The following is a 16,521-nucleotide window of genomic DNA, read 5'->3' on the forward strand; positions in this document are numbered from 1 at the left end:
ATGGCACGCTTGTGCAATGTATTCCCCACGTGGAAGGGACCTCGCGGCACGCACGGTCACACGAGATCCGGTCTAGATCTGAGGAGTCGGCGGGCTCCCAGGAGTCAAGTGACACCAGTTACGGCGGTGACTCCTGAGGAAGCCGTCGGCTCGGGGGATCAGATCCACGAGGGCCGCGAATGGTTGTACGAGTTTCGAACATCCCGTACAGATGTTGCGCAGATCACATCCATTCGCCTCCACACCGCCCTCAGTCGAACCAGCGGTCCCGCTCCAACTCCTCCGTCCGCGACGGGTCTTCAAGCAGCGCGGCCACCTCGAACCGGCGGGGCCACTGCTCGGCCGCCCAGGCCAGCCCGGCGGCGACGCCCTCCAGCGTGGCGGCGTGCAGCACGCCGTCGCGGGTACGGCGCCAGTCCAACTCCACTCCATCCACGACGAGTTCCTCGTGCTCGAAGTACGTGGCCGGCGTACGAGGGCCGAGGAGGACCCGTACCGGCTCCGGTACGTCGTGTTCCGTGCCCTCCGAGTCGACCTCGCCCGTCACGGACTCGCTGAGCCGCCGCACCTGGAACAGTTCGGCCAACTCGGCGGCCCGGGACGGCCGTACGGGCAGGAGGGGCGTGCCGGAGGTGAAGGGGAGCAGGTCGGGGGAGTCGACGACGACGGCGTCGGCGGCGTCCACGACCGTCACCTCGCCGTCGACCACCGCGCGCAACTCGTCCGGCAGCGTCACCTGTTCGGGGTCGAGGTCGGCCAACGCGCCGTAGAGGCCATGGAGTTGGGCGGCGCCGACCGGACGGTCCGGGTCGGCGAGGCGGTCGAGCAGTTCGGCGGCGCCGCCCGGCTCGTCCAGCAGCGCGGCCACCGAGGTGCGGACGCCCAGCGCCCGCAGGACCTGTTCATCGTCGAAGCCGGTGGCGTCGGCCTCGTCGTACAGGCCCCTGAGCAGCGGGTCTCCGCCCGCCGCCAGCAGGCCGGCGGGGCGGCGGCCGTCGAGGACCGGGTTGCCGCGCAGCCACCAGGCCGTGTACGGGCGTACGGTCTCGTGGGTGCCGTCCGGGAGCAGGACGCGTACCGGCTGGACGAGCGCGTCCCGCAGCGGGGGCCGGGCGAGCAGGGCGAGCGCTTCGGGCCAGCGGTCCTCGTCGACGAGATCGAGGTCACGGACAGCCACCAGCTCGGTCGCGACGGGCGGGACCGGGCTGTCCGAGAAGCGGTCGAGGATGTCCTCGCACCACACGTCCACCGCGTCCAGCAGCCCCGCGTCGTCGGGTTCGGCGAAGTCGCCGTCGCGCGGCTCCAGTTCGTCCGGGTCGAGGACGACGTCGGTGGCGCGTACGAGGGCGAAGTCGGCGAGGACACCGCAGGCGGCCAGCGGCTGTTCGCCCCAGCGGTCGGCCAGTTCGGCGTCCACGTAGGCGAGTTCGTCCTCGCGGATGACCTGGGCGAAGGGGCTGCCGGGGAGGACGAGTTCACCGGCGGGCGACAGTTCGCCGTCCTCGTCGGGGAGGGCGAGGGCGCCGAGCCAGGGTTCGTCACCGGGGTCGAGGGCGGCGTCGCGGACGAGGGCGAGGACCAGCTCCGCGAGTTCCTCGGCGTCCGGCCGGCCGTCCTCCTCGTCCCACACACCCCCGTCGTCGTCCAGGGACGCGGCCACGGCGGCCCGTACCTGCGGGGTGGTGAGCACGGCACGCGGAGTCGCGGGCAGGGCGCCGAGCTTCTCGAGGAGCGGATGCGCGGCGTCCGGATGCGCGACCTTCAGGCCCAGCCGGGCGAGGGTCTCGGGGGCCGCCTGCGGGCCGTCGGGGGTCGGGAGGAGGACCTGGCGGGGGCCGATCGTCGTACGGCCGTCCGCGAGGGGCACGGGCAGGCCGGAGAGGCGGTCGGGGTCGACGCCGGCGAGGCTGTCGTAGAGCCGCCGCCACCAGTCGGGCGACTTCTCCAGGCCCGCGAGCCGGTCGATCGTGTCGCCCAGCGGGAGGCGTGCGACGCCCAATGTGCGCAGCTCCGCGCGCCGTTCGAGCCCGGCGGGCAGCAGGTTGGGCAGCACGTCGGCGAGGACCCGTACGGTGTCGGCGCCGGCGCCCTCGACGACCTCGGCGTCACGCGGCCGGAGGGACACGGGAAGGTCGTCGTCGGGTTCCGGCGTCACCGCGCGCGGCAGGAAGGACGTCCGCGGCAGCCGTTCGAGGATCGCCTGGCGCAGGGCGCCGTCCAGCTCGCCCTTCCCGAGCGGGCCGGGCACGAGGCCGATGATCCCCTCGCCCACCGGCTCCCAGGCGGCGAGGAGCCCGGCGTACGCGTCCGCCGCGCGCTGCACGAGGAAGTCGGTGAGCGGGCCGGGCGCGGCGTGCCGCCGGGTCGTGTCCAGGGGGAAGGACGCGATGAGCAACGCGGGTACGCCGAGGGCCTCTTCGCTGGGCGTGGGCGCGTGCACGACGGGGGCGGTGCGGGGGCGGGCGGGGGCGCCGTCGGGCCCGGTCGGCACCGCCCAGGTCACGGACCACTGCGGCCGCAGCCGCTCCTCGACCGGCCGGTCCGCGAGCAGCCCGGCCTCGATCGCCCCGTGCTCGGCGACGGTACGCCAGCGCGTGTCCCCGTCCCGCGAGTCCTCGACGACGACGTACGCCCCCTCGACGCGCCGCCGCAACGTCCGCACGGCACCCGGCTCGTCTCCGCTCCCGACCTCGATGACGACCTCGTCGAGGCCGGGCAGGGCGAGGAGCAGCGCGTCGTCGACGCCGTGCAGCAGCCGCTCGGCGAGATCGGCGGCGGCGGTGTCGCGCAGCGGCAGGATGACGACGGTGTCGTACGACTCCGGAGCGGTGCCCTCGGCCGCGAACGGCAGCCGCAGCAGGGGCACATGGCCGTCCCGGCGCCGGATCTCGTCGCCCAGGCCAGGGCTGTGCCGGCCGGTGTCGGCGGCGAGCATCCGGGCCTCGGCCAGTGACCAGCGGATACCGCCGTGCCGGCCGACGACGGCGGGCTCGTCGGTGACGGCGAGGACGGCGGCGAAGCCGACGCCGAAGCGGCCGACCGCGCCGTCGTGCGAGGTGTCCCGCTTGGCGGACGCGCGGAGCGTGGACAGCGACTCGACGCCGGCCGCGTCGAGCGGGGCGCCGGTGTTGGCGGCGACGAGGACGCCGTCCCGGAGGGTTAGCCGCAGCCGGCCCGGCACCTTGGCCCGGGCGGCGGCGTCGGCGGCGTTCTGCGCCAGCTCCACGACGAGACGGTCCCGGTAGCCGCCGAGGACCAGATCCTCCTCGGCGTTGGCGTCCTCGCGGAAGCGGGCCGGACTGGTCGCCCAGGCGTCCAGCACCCCGCGCCGCAGCCGAGCCGTCCCGAACGGATCCGCACCCTCGGCCGCCGGCCGCACGAACTTGCTCACGGTTCCACTCTCCTCCTGCGCCCGCGCCCCACTGGGCGCCGCCGCACGAAAGGTATCGCGCGGGTGGCTGCGCCGCTTTCGCCGGGAGGGTGCGGTTGTCAGGTGGGTGCGGGTGGGTGGGGGTTGTTCGCGCAGTTCCCCGCGCCCCCAAAAAACCAGGGACGCGCCCGGGGCCTTTCAGGGGCGCGGGGAACTGCGCGAACAACCACAACGCACCCGCACCCGCACCCGCACCCGCACCCGCACCCGCACCCGCCGGAGGCGACACGTGGCGCCGAGTTATCGGGCGAGCCTCACGAATGCCCCAGATCCGCTTCCGCCTCGGACTCCTCCGCCGGTACCGATCCCGAGTCCGGTGACGGCCGGAGCGGGAAGGGGTCGACGCGGGTCTCGTCGAGCCGCGGCGGCGTCGGCTGCGGCGGCTTCGGCATGACGGCTGCTTCCGAATGGCCGCCGCATCCGTACGTCAAAGAGACAACGCGTCCGTCCGCCGGGGCGAACTCGTTCGCGCAGACCCCGAAGGCCTGCCCCAGGGAACCGCCGATCGCGACCAGGAACCCGCAGCTGACACAGGACGCGGGTGCGGCCTGGGCCATCGCGGTCTTCGCGCCGAACCCGTCCTCCCACCGGTCCGCGGCCGTGTGCAGGCCGTACCGGGACAGGACCCGGGCCCGCCGCATGCCGAGTTCCTCGGCGACCGCGGCGATGGACCCCCGGGTCGGCGCGAGCGGCAGGTTCGCCGGCACCCCGGCGGTGACCTCCGCGTCCTCCGCCTCCACCAGCTCGGCCATGTCGGGCGAGACCGCCGAGTTCGGCGGCGGCTCCTCCTCGCCGGAGAACCCGGGCTCCAGCCGCAGATCCTCGGCATCGGTGGGCAGCAGATCGCCCGGCCCCATGTCACCGGGCCGGAGCCGCTCGCTCCACGGCACCCACTCCGGCGCGAGCAGCGCGTCCGGCCCGGGCAGCAGGACGACCTCGTCCAGCGTCACGAACTTCGCGCGCGAGGCCCGGGCGACGGTCACGGCCCAGCGCCAGCCCCGGTAGCCCATTTCCTTGCACTCGAAGAAGTGCGTGACGACTCGGTCACCCTCGGATACAAGGCCGGCGTGCTCGCCCACCACCCCTGGTGCGGCCGCCTCCTCCGCGGCGGTGCGGGCGAGGTCGACGGCCTCGGCACACAGACGGTCGGGGGTGCGGCTTCGCGTGGTCGCTGCGCTCACAGGTATCGCTTCTCTCCTACGCCGTCTCACGAGTACGCCTCCCTCGGCGGAGGTGCGGACGGAGCGGACCAGTGGGCCGCGTCGACGTCCGCGCCCGATCGCACTCGGGCGCACCTATGTCATCCATTCTGCGGGATGAACGAGAGGCGCGCGGCCGAGAACAACCGCCGCAGGCGCGCTATGCACGCTACCTTCTCCGAGGCTCCGCGCCCACACCGACGTAGCGGTTCCGCGATTCCGCTGCGCTCGGCCTTGGCCGGGGAGGGGGTCGGAGGGGGCTCGACAAGCACCGTCGGCGGTTGGCAGGAAACCGCCGGGGCCTGCGGCTCCGGGCCACGCGCGACAGCTCGGCAGGCCAGGTCGTCGGGCGGCCGCGGGTGCGTCGTGGTTGATCGCGCGGTTCCCCGCGCCCCTGAAAAACTTCGGGCGCGACCCATGCTCATAAGCGGCGCGAGGAACTGCGCGACCAGCCCCCACCCGCCCGCGGACGAAAGAACGAACCCCAGGCCGCCCCAGGCGCCGCCCCAGGCGCCGCCCCAGGCGCCGCCCCAGGCCCCCGGGGCCATACGAGCGGTAACCGCACTACCCACCCCCTTCTCGGGGCACTATGACGAGGTGACCGGCGCCGAGCGGAGCGGAGCGCGTGGCGGATCGGGTCGGGTGACCGGGGCCGTCCGCTCGGTGGGCCGCGCCTTGCACTTCCCGGTGACCGGCCCGGCACGAGGCATCCGGAAGGCGACACACGCGCACGGCGCGGGCGAATCCGGCCTGGGCAAGCTGATCGAACTGCACGGTGTGAACGGCGCGGGTGACGTGATGATCACCGTCTCGCTCGCCTCCACGGTCTTCTTCTCCGTCCCCACGGACGAGGCCCGCGGCCGCGTCGCCCTCTACCTCGCCATCACCCTCGCCCCCTTCGCCCTCCTCGCCCCCGTCATCGGCCCCCTCCTGGACCGCCTCCCGCACGGCCGCCGCGCCGCGATGGCCGGCGCCATGCTGGCCCGCGCCTTCCTCGCGCTGCTCCTCGTCGGCGCGGTCGAGACCGGCACCCTCGAGCTCTACCCCGCCGCCCTGGGCGTCCTGGTCGCGTCGAAGGCGTACGGGGTGGTGCGCAGCGCGGTGGTGCCGCGGCTCCTGCCGCCCCGGTTCTCCCTGGTCAAGGCCAACTCCCGGGTCACGCTCTGCGGGCTGCTCGCGACCGGCGTCGCCGCGCCGATCGGGGCCGGGCTGCAGGCCCTGGGGCCCCGCTGGCCGCTCTACGGCGCCTGCGTGATCTTCCTCGCGGGTACGTTCCTCTCCTTCACGCTCCCCTCGAAGGTCGACTCGGCGAAGGGCGAGGACACGGCCCTGCTCGCGGCGGACCCCGAGCATCTGCACGGCCCGCACCGCAGCGACACACTCAAACGCCCCGGGCTGCGGACGGTCGGCCCGGCGGTCACGCACGCGCTCACCGCGAACGCGGCCCTGCGCTGTCTCTCCGGCTTCCTGATCTTCTTCCTGGCGTTCCTGCTGCGCGTGCACCCGCTGCACGGGCAGAGCGCCGCCGTCTCGCTGGGCATGGTGGCCGTCGCGGCCGGTACGGGGAACGCGCTCGGCACGGCCGTGGGGGCGTGGCTGAAGTCGCGTACGCCGGAGCTGATCATCGTGACCGTCGTCGGCGTCGAACTCGGGGTGGCGATCACGGCGGCGCTGTTCTTCGGCACGTTCTTCATCGCCTTCCTGGCGGCGGTCGCGGGCTTCTCGCAGGCCCTGTCGAAGCTGTCCCTGGACGCCCTGATCCAGCGCGACGTCCCCGAACTCGTCCGGACCTCCGCCTTCGCCCGCGCCGAGACCCTCCTCCAGATGTCCTGGGTGGTCGGCGGCGCCGTCGGCATCGCGCTCCCCCTCAACGGCACCCTCGGCCTGACCGTGGCCGCCGTGATCGTCGCCGCCGGCTGGCTCACCACGACCCGCGGCCTCCTCTCCTCCGCCCGCCACGGCGGCCCGGCCCGCACCCGCGTGGCGTGACCCGGCGACCCGGCGAACCGTCGGACCGGCAAACCCGCAAACCCGCAGACCCGCAGACCCGCAGACCCGCAGACCCGCAGGGACCGGCGACCGCCGGAACACGGTCCGGCCCGGCACGCCGTACCCCACGTAAGGGCACCCCTGGACATGCCAGATAGCCTTCGCCCATGACCTCCCAGCGTTCCCGGCGCGCCGCAGCCACTCTCGGCGCCGTTTCCGCCGGACTTCTCGTCCTGTCGGCCTGCGATGAGCCGACGCCGATGGCGACCGTCACGATCGGCACCGACTCGATCAGCGCCGAGGCCGCGTGCTATCGGACCCTCGACGCCGCACAGGCCAAGGAGTGCGCGCAGGAGAAGCCCTCCAAGTCGATCGAGCTTCCCGAGGGCGAGACCCTGCGCGTCGGCGTCGACCCGGAGGTGTCGGATACGGGCTGGGCCCTGTGGATCAACGGGGAGCAGGCCACCAGCGACACGTTCGAGAAGACGTACTGGTCCTTCGAGAACCCCGGTCTCTTCGCCACCCAGCCGGGCCAGGCCGCCCAGAAGTCCCTGACGATCAGCATCGTCGAGCAGAACGCGGCCGGCAGTGAGATCAACGGCGTCTGGAACTTCGAGCTGAAGAACCCGGACGCCTGATCCTGACCCCGAGCCCCGCCCCGACGCCTGATCCCGATCGGGCGCCCTCGCCCCCGCGCATCCTCGTGGCCACCGCGGTCCCCGCCGAACGGGACGCGGTGGCACGGGCGTTCGTGGGCCCAGGCACCGGCGTCCGGCTCCCGACGGGGACCCTCGACCGCTTCCACACCCCCGGTCAGGGTCAGGTCCACGACCTCCTCGCCGCCGGTGTGGGCCCCGCCCTCGCCGCCGCCTCCACCGCCGCCGCGCTGACCGCCGCGGCCCTCGACGGCAGACCGTACGACCTGGTGGTCTCCACCGGGATCGCGGGCGGCTTCCAGCCCGAGGCGCCCCTCGGCTCGCTGGTCCTCGCCGACGAGATCACGGCCGCCGATCTGGGCGCCGAGACCCCCGACGGTTTCCTCCCGGTCACCGACCTGGGCTTCGGCACCGTCACCCACCACCCGCCGGAGTCCCTCATGCGCGCCGTCGCGGCCGCGACCGGCGCCCGCACCGGCACCGTACTGACCGTGTCGACGGTGACCGGCAGCGCGGCACGCGCCGCCGCGCTCCGCACCCGCCACCCGCGCGCCCTGGCCGAGGCGATGGAGGGCTTCGGGGTCGCCGAGGCCGCCGCCGCGCACCGCACGCCCGTCCTCGAACTGCGCGCCGTGTCCAACCCCGTCGGCCCCCGCGACCGCGCGGCCTGGCGCATCGGCGACGCGCTGGACGCACTCACCGAGGCCTTCGGGAAATTGCCGCCCGTACTGGAGAGTTGGGATCCATATGAGCTCCGATAAGCCGCACGGCGAGCTGCGGATGGCGTACTCGCCCTGCCCCAACGACACCTTCGTCTTCGACGCCTGGGCCCACGGCCGGATCCCCGGCGGCCCCCCGCTCGACGTGACGTTCGCGGACATCGACATCACCAACGGCATGGCCGAGCGCGGCGACCTCGACGTACTGAAGGTGTCGTACGCCGTGCTGCCGTACGTCCTCGACGAGTACGCGCTGCTGCCCTGCGGCGGCGCGCTGGGCCGGGGCTGCGGTCCGCTGGTGCTGACGCGGGAGCCCGGCACGGACCTCACCGGCGCCGCGGTGGCCGTGCCGAGCGAGCGGTCTACGGCGTATCTCCTCTTCCGCCTGTGGGCGGCGGACACGCTGCCCGGCGGGGTCGGGAAGATCGTGGTGCTGCCGTTCCACGAGATCATGCCGGCGGTGCGGGACGGGTGGGTCGACGCCGGCCTCGTCATCCACGAGGCCCGCTTCACGTACCAGAACTACGGCCTCCACAAGCTCGCCGACATGGGCGAGCACTGGGAGGACACGACGGGTCTGCCGATCCCGCTGGGCGCGATCATCGCGAAGCGCTCACTGGGCGCGGAGACGCTGACGCTGCTCGCCGAGACGATCCGTACGTCGGTCCGCGCGGCCTGGGACGACCCCGCCGCGTCCCGCCCGTACGTCCTCGAACACGCCCAGGAGATGGACCCGGCCGTCGCCGACCAGCACATCGGCCTGTACGTCAACGAGTTCACGGCGGACCTGGGCGAGGACGGCTACGCGGCGGTCCGGGGCCTCCTCACACGCGCGGCGGCCGAGGGGCTCGTACCGCCCCTCGGCCCGAACGCGCTCGATTTCCCGTAACGGAATTTCGTGGCCGGCTACACGTCCAACTGGTCGGCCACGGCGCGGAGCAGACCCGCGATCTTCCCGCCCGCGACACGGTCGGGATAGCGGCCCCGCTCCAGCATCGGCGTGATGTTCTCCAGCAGTGTCGTCAGATCCTGCACGATCGAGGCCAGCTCGTCGGGCTTCTTCCGCTGGGCGGCGGCGACCGAGGGGGCCGGCTCCAGAATCGTCACGGAGAGGGCCTGGTCGCCACGCTGACCGGCGACGACGCCGAACTCGACCTTCTGTCCCGGCTTCAAGGTGTCGACACCGGCGGGCAGTACGGAGGAGTGGACGAAGACGTCACCGCCGTCGTCACGGGAGAGAAAGCCGAAGCCCTTCTCACTGTTGAACCATTTGACCTTGCCGGTAGGCACGTCTGTCCTCGTCCTCGTACTCGTCGGAAACTGCGTCTGAAAGGTGTTCTGGGCGTGCGCGAACTGCTCTGGACAGCACTGCAGCGGGTCGTCGGACCCGCCGGTACCAAGGCTAATGGCCTTGGAGCGGGTGACAAGACGTCGGCCGACTGTTCCCTCGCGCTGGGAACTACCCTGGTCGGGTGCGTGACAAAACCCAACCGAATTCCGCCGAACCCGGTGACCGGCTGATCCGTGCCGGTGCCATCGTCTTCTTCGTCGGCGCCGTGGCCACTCTGGTCACGGTGGCCCCGCTGTTCCTCGGAACGGACCCGTTCCCCACCTACATGTTCGCCTTGAGCATGCTCATGGGCGTCGGATTTCTCATCGCCGGCGCTGGAGTACTCCAGTCCGTGGCCGCGGGCCGCAGGAGGGCGGGTGAGGTTCGTCCTTAGCGCTGCTGGTGGGCCGTCAGCCACGCCGGGAAGGCGGTCAGGTCCGTGAGTACGACATCGGCGCCCGCCTCTGTCAGCTCCCGCTCGTCGCAGGGGCCGGTGGCGACGGCGACCGAGTACGCCCGCGCTGTGCGGGCGCCGCGTACGTCGCCGGTGTGGTCGCCGACGTACACGCTCGCGCCGTGCTCGCGCAGCGCCTCCGCCTTGGCCTCGGCCCACAGGTCGCCGATGACCGCGTCGGGCTCCATGCCGAGGTGTTCCAGGTGCAGCTTGGCGTTCGGCTCGTACTTGGCGGTGACCACGATCGCCCGCCCGCCGGCCGCCCGGACCGCGGCGATCGCCTCCGGCGCGCCAGGCATCGCGGGGGTCGCGGCGATCGCGATCGCCGGGTACATCTCGCGGTAGAGGTCCGCCATCGCGGGGACGTCCGCCGCCGGGAACCAGTTCACCAACTCGTCCGCCAGCGGCGGCCCCAGCCGGGTGATCGCCAGATCGGCGTCTATGTACGTCCCCGTCCGCGCCGCCAGCGCCTCGTAACAGGCGTGGATCCCCGGCCGCGAGTCGATCAACGTCATGTCGAGATCGAACCCGACGGTGAGTACACGAGAAGTCATGTCCCCCATTGTGCCGATTCGCTGCGCGGCTGGGGCGGGGGGTCAGTGGGGGGGTTCGGGGGGGTTCGGGGGGGGGTGGCGAGTGCGGGTGCGTGGGGGCTGGCCGCGCAGTACCCCGCGCCCCTGAAAAGCAGGGGCTGCGCCCCGTGCTTTTCGCTCCCCACGCACCCGCAGCCGAAAACGGGGCGAGGAAAGGACGCCGGTCAGCGGGGGCGCTGGGAGCGCCAGAGCAGGTACAGCGCGGACGAGACGGCGGCGGCGCGAAGCACCCACGGCCAGGTGTCGGCGAGCGCGTCACTCATGTGCCCCTGGGCAACGGGATCGCCCCACCGCCCATCCGTACGCCCCCACAACCAGACGATCCCCCCACCCGCCACCACCCCGGGAAGCCCCAGCACCGCCCACTTGGACTCCGACGGAGTCAACCGCCGCGACAGATAGGCGATCAACCACCCGAGCCCCAACGGCACCAGACTCCCGATGACCGCCCCCACCACCAGCAACCCGGCCGCCAGCACCAGCAGCGGATTGCTCCACCCCTCACCACCGCCCCGCAGCCGCGGCAGGCGCAGGCGCCGCCGAGGCGCGTCCTCCTCCACCTGGGCCGCCTCGGCCACGGGCGCCGCCCGCTCCACGACCTCCTCCTTCACCGGCGGCGCCTTGAGCAGGTCGGGAATCTCCACACCCCCGACGAACCCCGGCACGGCATCCCCGATCCCGAACCCGATGTCACCGCCGCCGGGCACACCCCCGCCGACCCGCCACCAGTCGGGCTGCTCGTCGCCCTCCCCCAGCTCGTGCAGCGGAGCGAGATGCGGCGGCGCCGCACCCTCCGGCACCGGGGGCGCCGCCTCGGCGGGCCGCGGCCGGGGGACGATCCGCCGCGGCCGCTGCACCGGCACGGCGGCGGCCGGCGGCTCCGGTACGTCACCGGGGGCGCCCGCGGCCTCGACGACCTCGTCCGGGGTGCCGAGGCGGGCGATGATGCGGCGTACGGCGGCCGGGCTGTCCACCGGGGTCTTCGCCCGCCGCCGGTCGATCTCGTCCCGCAGCCCCGACACGAGCCGCATCCGCGTGCCCGACGGCAACTGCCGCTGCTGGGCCACATCTCCGACCCGGCTCAAGTACTCGTAGACGACCTGGTCGCTCTCAATCCCCACGAAGCCCCTCCGGGGTCGGCGCCTGCTCCTCCGACCGTACCGCGCGCCCGAAAGCGAAAAGCACGGGGCGCAGCCCCCGCTTTTCAGGGGCGCGGGGAACTGCGCGAGCAACCACCCCCAACCCGCACCCGCCGAACAACAAGCACCCTCCACCCCCTGGGCGCCAAAGGGGCGCGGGGAACCGCGCGAGCAACCCCCACCGAACCCGCACCCGCCAAACACCACGCACCCCCGGGCCATGAGCCGCCCCAGCCCGGCGGAGCCCCTCCGCTACCGTTGGCCGGATGAGCACCGAGGAGCACACCCCCACGGAGGCGGCGCAGCCCACCGGCGGAGCCCCCCGTTCGCTGGCGGAGGCCCTGCGCGGGCGGGACGACCGTTCGCTCGCCGCGCTGCTGCGGGCGCGCCCGGATCTCATCACCCCGGTGCCCACGGACCTGACGCAGCTGGCGACGCGCGCGGGGACGCGCGCGTCGGTCGTACGGGCGCTGGAGCGTCTGGACCGGTTCGCCCTGCAGACGGCGCAGGCGCTGGCCGTGGCGGCCGACCCGGCGTCGTACGACGAACTCGCGGGGCTGCTGGCCGGCGACGAGGCGGACCCGGCCGTCGCCGCCGCGCTGCCGCACGCGCTGGGCACGCTGCGCGAACAGGCCCTCGTCTGGGGCCCGGAGGCCCGCCTCCGGCTCGTCCGCACGGCCCGCGAGCTGCTCGCCCCCTCCCCGCAGCACCCCTCCCCCACGGGTCTCGGCCCGACGGTCGCGGAGGCCACGGCGGGTATGTCGCCGGGGCGGGTGCAGGAGATCGTCGCGGAGGCGGGCCTGGCGAGCACGCACGACTCGGTCTCCGCCGTGACCGCGCTGAGCGGCCTGTTCGGTGACCGCCGCCGCATGGCCGCCCTCCTCGCCACCGCGCCCGCCGAGTCGCTCGACGTCCTGAGCCGGCTGGTGTGGGGCCCGCCGTACGGCCAGGTCACGGCCAATCCGGCGGCCCATCTGCGCTGGCTCCTGGACCGGGGGCTGCTGCTGCCCACCGCCCCCGGCACGGTGGTCATCCCGCGCGAGGTGGCCCTGCATCTGCGGGCGGGCCGCGCGCACCGGCGGGTCGAGCCCGTACCGCCGCCCGTGGAGACGGCGGCCGTCCACGCTCCACAGGTGGTGGACGCGACGGCGGCCGGCCAGGCGTACACCTCGCTGTCGACCGTCGAGGAGCTGCTGAAGGACTGGGACGAGGGCGGTCCGGCCGTGCTCCGCGCGGGCGGACTCAGTGTGCGGGACCTGAAGCGGACCGCCGTGGCCCTCGACCTGCCCGAGCCTGCCGCCGCCTTCTGGATCGAACTCTGCTACGCAGCGGGCCTGTTGGCGTCGGACGGCGAGGCCGACGAACGCTACGCGGCGACCCCCGCGTACGACGAGTGGCTGGAACTGCCCCCCGCCGAGCGCTGGGCGCGCATCGCCACGGCCTGGCTGACGGCGACCCGTACGCCGGGCGTGATCGGCGAACGGGACGCCAAGGAGCGGACGTTGTCGGCGCTGGGCCCGGGCCTGGACCGTTCGGCCGCGCCCGAGGTACGCCACCGGGTCCTCGCCCTGCTCGCCGGCCTCCCCGAGGGCACCTCGGCCGCCCCCGACTCCGTACTGGCCCGGCTGCACTGGGAACGCCCCACCCGTGGCCAGCAGCACCCTCCGCACTCCGACGACCTGCGGGCCCGCCTCGCCCGCTGGACCCTCTCCGAGGCCGAGACGCTCGGCATCACCGGGCGCGGGGCCCTCTCCTCGCAGGGCCGCGCGCTCCTCGGCCTGCCCCACGAGGCGCCCGCCGACAGCCGCCACCCGCTGCCCCGGACCCCCGGCGACAGACTCCCCGCCCACCACACCCCGCCGCCGCACCACGTCCCTTCCCCCGACCCGGTCCTGGAGCAGGCCGCGGCCGCCTCCCACGCCGCCCGGCTGCTCGCGCCGCTCCTTCCCGAGCCGCTGGACCACGTCCTGCTCCAGGCGGATCTGACGGCCGTCGCACCGGGCCCGCTGAGGCGGCCGCTGGCCGACATGCTGGGCGTACTGGCGGACGTGGAATCGAAGGGTGGCGCGACGGTGTACCGGTTCACGCCGGGGTCCGTGCGCCGGGCGCTCGACGCGGGGCAGACCGCCTCCGACCTGCACGACTTCCTGACCGCCCACGCCCGCACGCCGGTCCCGCAGCCGCTCGCGTATCTGATCGACGACGTGGCCCGGCGCCATGGGCATCTGCGGATCGGCGCCGCGTCGGCGTATGTGCGCTGCGACGACGACGCGATGCTCAGCGAGATCCTCGCCGACAAGCGGTCGCTGGGGCTCGGGCTGCGGCGGCTGGCGCCGACCGTGCTCGCCGCCCAGGCGGACCCGGCGGCGCTGCTCGACGGGCTGCGCGCGATGGGCTACGCGCCGGCCGCCGAGTCCGCCGAGGGCGACGTGCTGATCACCCGGGCGCACGCCCACCGCACCCCGCCCCGTACGGCCCCGGAACCCGTCCCGGACGGTCCCCCGGCCCCGGACGACACCCTGCTGGGCGCCGCGATCCGCGCGATCCGCGCCGGTGACCTGGCCTCGACGACGCCCCTGAAGACACCGGCCGGCCCGGCGCCGTCCGGCGCCCTGCCCCGCACCGGCTCCGCCGAGACCCTCGCCACCATGCAGGCCGCCGTCCTCACCGGCGAGGCCCTGTGGATCGGCTACGTCAACGCCGAGGGCTCCGCCAGCCAGCGCGTCATCGCCCCGGTCCGCGTCGAGGGCGGTTTCGTCACGGCGTACGACCACACGGCGGACGAGGTACGGACGTTCCCCCTGCACCGGATCACCGGCGTCGCGGAGCTGGCGGACGACTCGATCTGATCAAGTTGATCAAGTCGCTGCTCGGACGTCACTCGTTCGGGCGTATGCGGGAGTTCATGCAGGCCATCCGGTCTTTTCCCCCCGATGAGCGGTACCGAGGGGGCGCGCGCATCGTGGCGTGGGCCGCGGGGCAGCCACCCTGTGTCCGATCGAGATCGACTCCTGCGCTCGAAAGGCCCACCCGTACACATGCGCCCCATCACCACGCTTCTCTCCGCCGTAGCCGCCGTCGCCCTGGTGGGTGTGCTCGCCTCTCCGGCAGCGGCGAACCCCCTGCCCCTCCCCGAACTCGGCACGCTGGTGGGCGAGGGCCTGAGCGTGGAGGGGCCGTTGGTCCAGAACGTCAGTTTGCTGAAGTAGCGCGGCGCAGCCGGTAGCTGTCCCCTTCGAGCCGGACGATCTCGGCGTGGTGCGCGAGGCGGTCGACCATCGCCGGGGCGGCCCCGCCGAAGATCTCCTCCCAGCGGCCGAGCGGGCGGTCGCTGGTCACGATCAGCGAGGCCCGCTCGTAGCGGTGGGCGACGAGCTGGAAGAAGAGCCGGGCGGTGTCGGTGTCGAAGGGCAGATAGCCGACCTCGTCGACGATCAGCAGGGGGCAGGCGTCGAGCGCGGCCAGTTCCTCGGCGAGCCTGCCGTCTGCCCGCGCTCCGGCCAGCCGCGCCGCCCACTCCATCGCGGTCGCGAACAACACGCGGTGCCCGGCCTGGCAGGCCCGTACACCGAGCCCGATCGCCAGATGCGTCTTGCCGGTACCGGGCGCCCCGACGAACACCACGTTCCGCGCGGAGGCGACGAACTCCAGCGTGCCGAGCCGGGCCATCAGCCGCCGGTCGAAGGAGCGCGGGTACCCCTCGTCGAACTCCTCCAGCAGCTTCCGGGCCGGAAACCCGGCCGCCCGTACCCGCCCCTCGACGCCCACCCCGTCCCCGTACCGCTGCCCGCGCCGGGTCTCGTACTGCACGAGCCCCGCCCCGCCCTGCGTGAACCGGGTCTCGTAGTTCTCGTACGACGTGGCCTGGGCCGGAATCGGCAGCGGGGCGGTGCGCGGGACGACGGGGGCCGGGGGGCGCGGCTCGGCCGGCGCCGGTTCCGATGGCGTCGCCGGTGCCCGCGGCGTCGTCGGGCAGCCCACGGGGTTCTCCGGGGCCCTGAGCGGGCCGTGGTGGTGCGGTCCGTGTGCCTTGTCCTCCCGCAGCATCGGCCCCGACATGTACGCCAGGAGCACCGCCGAGGCGATGAAGGCCATGTGGATCACCGTGCCCCACAGCAGGGCGTGGTGGGAGGTGTGGTGGACGTCCACGAACATCTGGAGCAGGTGGACGGAGGAGATGCCCACGATGGCGGTGGCGAGCTTGACCTTCAGGACGTTGGAGTTGACGTGCGAGAGCCATTCGGGCTGGTCACGGTGGCCCTGGAGGCCGATGCGGGAGACGAAGGTCTCGTAGCCGCCGACGATCGTCATGATCAGCAGGTTGGCGATCATGACGACATCGACCAGCTTGAGCACCGCGAGCATGACGTAGGTCTCGCTGGCGTTCCCGCCCACGCACCGGAGGATTAACGTCCACAGCTCGTTGAAGAACTTGTAGACGTACACCCCCTGGGCCGCGACCAGACCGAAGTACAGCGGCGCCTGGAGCCATCGGGTGGCGAACAGGGCGTAGCCGAGTGTCGTGCCCTGGGGGGAGGCGGACGGAGTCACGGGATCGGCTGGGTCGGCCGGGATAGGTGGCTGCACGGTTGGCCATTCTTCGGAACCGTTGCCACAAATCTGAATTCCCGCCACTCATGGGAATGAATAGACATCCAATAACACTGGCAAGAGGGGAAGGGTCTCGCGGACGGGGCCGGGCGGGGCGGCGGAGCGATGAGGCAGACTGGTCGTTTGGCCGCACCGTTTGGCCGCAGCGAAAGGGTGTCGCGCGTGAATGGTCCACTCACTCGTACGATCCCCGCAGGGACCCCGGCCTCGTAGTCCCCGTTCTCCCCGGTCGACGGCAAAAACCCCGCGGGACCGGACGGGAGTCGGCCGCCCGGCTGGGCCGGTCGTCAGACGCTTGCGGCACTCGTTGTGATCGACCTGGCCGCCGCGGATTCCGCGACGCCGGGCGTTGTCGCGGCCGGGTGGGAATGGGCAGCGTACCGTTGAGGTCAGCGGATGAG

13 protein-coding genes are annotated in these 16,521 nt (G+C 73.5%); 7 read left to right on the forward strand and 6 right to left on the reverse strand.

From position 1 onward, the window contains the following. Nucleotides 1-250: 250 nt before the first annotated feature. Both I8N67_RS27435 and I8N67_RS27440 read right to left on the reverse strand, forming a co-directional pair. Entirely contained in the window at nt 251-3,391 is a 3,141-nt protein-coding gene (locus I8N67_RS27435; protein WP_200306623.1) for a sacsin N-terminal ATP-binding-like domain-containing protein, read from the reverse strand. Between the two features lie 293 nt (nt 3,392-3,684). Continuing rightward, complete coding sequence (locus tag I8N67_RS27440) at nt 3,685-4,611, reverse strand: DUF3027 domain-containing protein (protein ID WP_200306625.1); 927 nt, start codon at nt 4,609-4,611, stop codon at nt 3,685-3,687. 660 nt (nt 4,612-5,271) lie between these two features. Here I8N67_RS27440 and I8N67_RS27445 point away from each other — a divergent pair. The 4 genes from I8N67_RS27445 to I8N67_RS27460 all read left to right on the forward strand — a co-directional run bounded on the left by I8N67_RS27445 (nt 5,272) and on the right by I8N67_RS27460 (nt 8,882). Further along, the gene (locus I8N67_RS27445; protein WP_307835386.1) at nt 5,272-6,618 is read left to right on the forward strand and encodes an MFS transporter; all 1,347 of its coding nucleotides are present in this window, start codon (nt 5,272-5,274) and stop codon (nt 6,616-6,618) included. A gap of 167 nt (nt 6,619-6,785) precedes the next feature. Next, nucleotides 6,786-7,256, forward strand: a complete 471-nt coding sequence (locus tag I8N67_RS27450) for a hypothetical protein (RefSeq protein ID WP_200306629.1) — start codon at nt 6,786-6,788, stop codon at nt 7,254-7,256. 65 nt (nt 7,257-7,321) lie between these two features. Continuing rightward, on the forward strand, nt 7,322-8,035 hold the full coding sequence (locus tag I8N67_RS27455; protein WP_307835387.1) for a futalosine hydrolase: 714 nt from the start codon (nt 7,322-7,324) through the stop codon (nt 8,033-8,035). Beyond that, nucleotides 8,022-8,882, forward strand: a complete 861-nt coding sequence (locus I8N67_RS27460) for a 1,4-dihydroxy-6-naphtoate synthase (RefSeq protein WP_200306631.1) — start codon at nt 8,022-8,024, stop codon at nt 8,880-8,882. Before I8N67_RS27455 ends, I8N67_RS27460 begins: the two co-directional genes overlap by 14 nt. 17 nt (nt 8,883-8,899) lie before the next feature. On the opposite strand, the gene I8N67_RS44320 is transcribed toward I8N67_RS27460, so the two are convergent. Continuing rightward, the gene (locus I8N67_RS44320; RefSeq protein WP_200306633.1) at nt 8,900-9,283 is read right to left on the reverse strand and encodes a cold-shock protein; all 384 of its coding nucleotides are present in this window, start codon (nt 9,281-9,283) and stop codon (nt 8,900-8,902) included. A 182-nt stretch (nt 9,284-9,465) separates the two neighbouring features. Here I8N67_RS44320 and I8N67_RS27470 point away from each other — a divergent pair, with 182 nt between their 5' ends. Then, on the forward strand, nt 9,466-9,717 hold the full coding sequence (locus I8N67_RS27470; RefSeq protein ID WP_200306635.1) for a hypothetical protein: 252 nt from the start codon (nt 9,466-9,468) through the stop codon (nt 9,715-9,717). On the opposite strand, the gene I8N67_RS27475 is transcribed toward I8N67_RS27470, so the two are convergent. Then, entirely contained in the window at nt 9,714-10,331 is a 618-nt protein-coding gene (locus I8N67_RS27475; protein WP_234046374.1) for an HAD family hydrolase, read from the reverse strand. The genes I8N67_RS27470 and I8N67_RS27475 overlap by 4 nt on opposite strands. A gap of 203 nt (nt 10,332-10,534) precedes the next feature. Further along, on the reverse strand, nt 10,535-11,491 hold the full coding sequence (locus I8N67_RS27480) for a hypothetical protein (RefSeq protein WP_200306639.1): 957 nt from the start codon (nt 11,489-11,491) through the stop codon (nt 10,535-10,537). 284 nt (nt 11,492-11,775) lie between these two features. Between I8N67_RS27480 and I8N67_RS27485 the strand changes: the two genes are divergently transcribed. Next, the gene (locus I8N67_RS27485) at nt 11,776-14,358 is read left to right on the forward strand and encodes a helicase C-terminal domain-containing protein (RefSeq protein WP_200306641.1); all 2,583 of its coding nucleotides are present in this window, start codon (nt 11,776-11,778) and stop codon (nt 14,356-14,358) included. Nucleotides 14,359-14,547: 189 nt separating this feature from the next. Further along, nucleotides 14,548-14,718 (forward strand): hypothetical protein, encoded by a 171-nt coding sequence (locus I8N67_RS27490; RefSeq protein WP_200306643.1) that lies wholly within the window; start codon nt 14,548-14,550, stop codon nt 14,716-14,718. Here the strand turns inward: I8N67_RS27490 and istB are convergent. Continuing rightward, a complete protein-coding gene (gene istB, locus I8N67_RS27495; protein WP_307835388.1) occupies nt 14,702-16,096 on the reverse strand; it encodes an IS21-like element helper ATPase IstB in 1,395 nt (464 codons plus the stop codon). The two genes, I8N67_RS27490 and istB, sit on opposite strands and share 17 nt — an antisense overlap. Between the last annotated feature and the right edge of the window lie 425 nt (nt 16,097-16,521).

Origin of the sequence: Streptomyces adelaidensis (genome assembly GCF_016598475.1) — a bacterium.
In the GTDB taxonomy this organism is placed as follows: Bacteria; Actinomycetota; Actinomycetes; order Streptomycetales; family Streptomycetaceae; genus Streptomyces; species Streptomyces adelaidensis.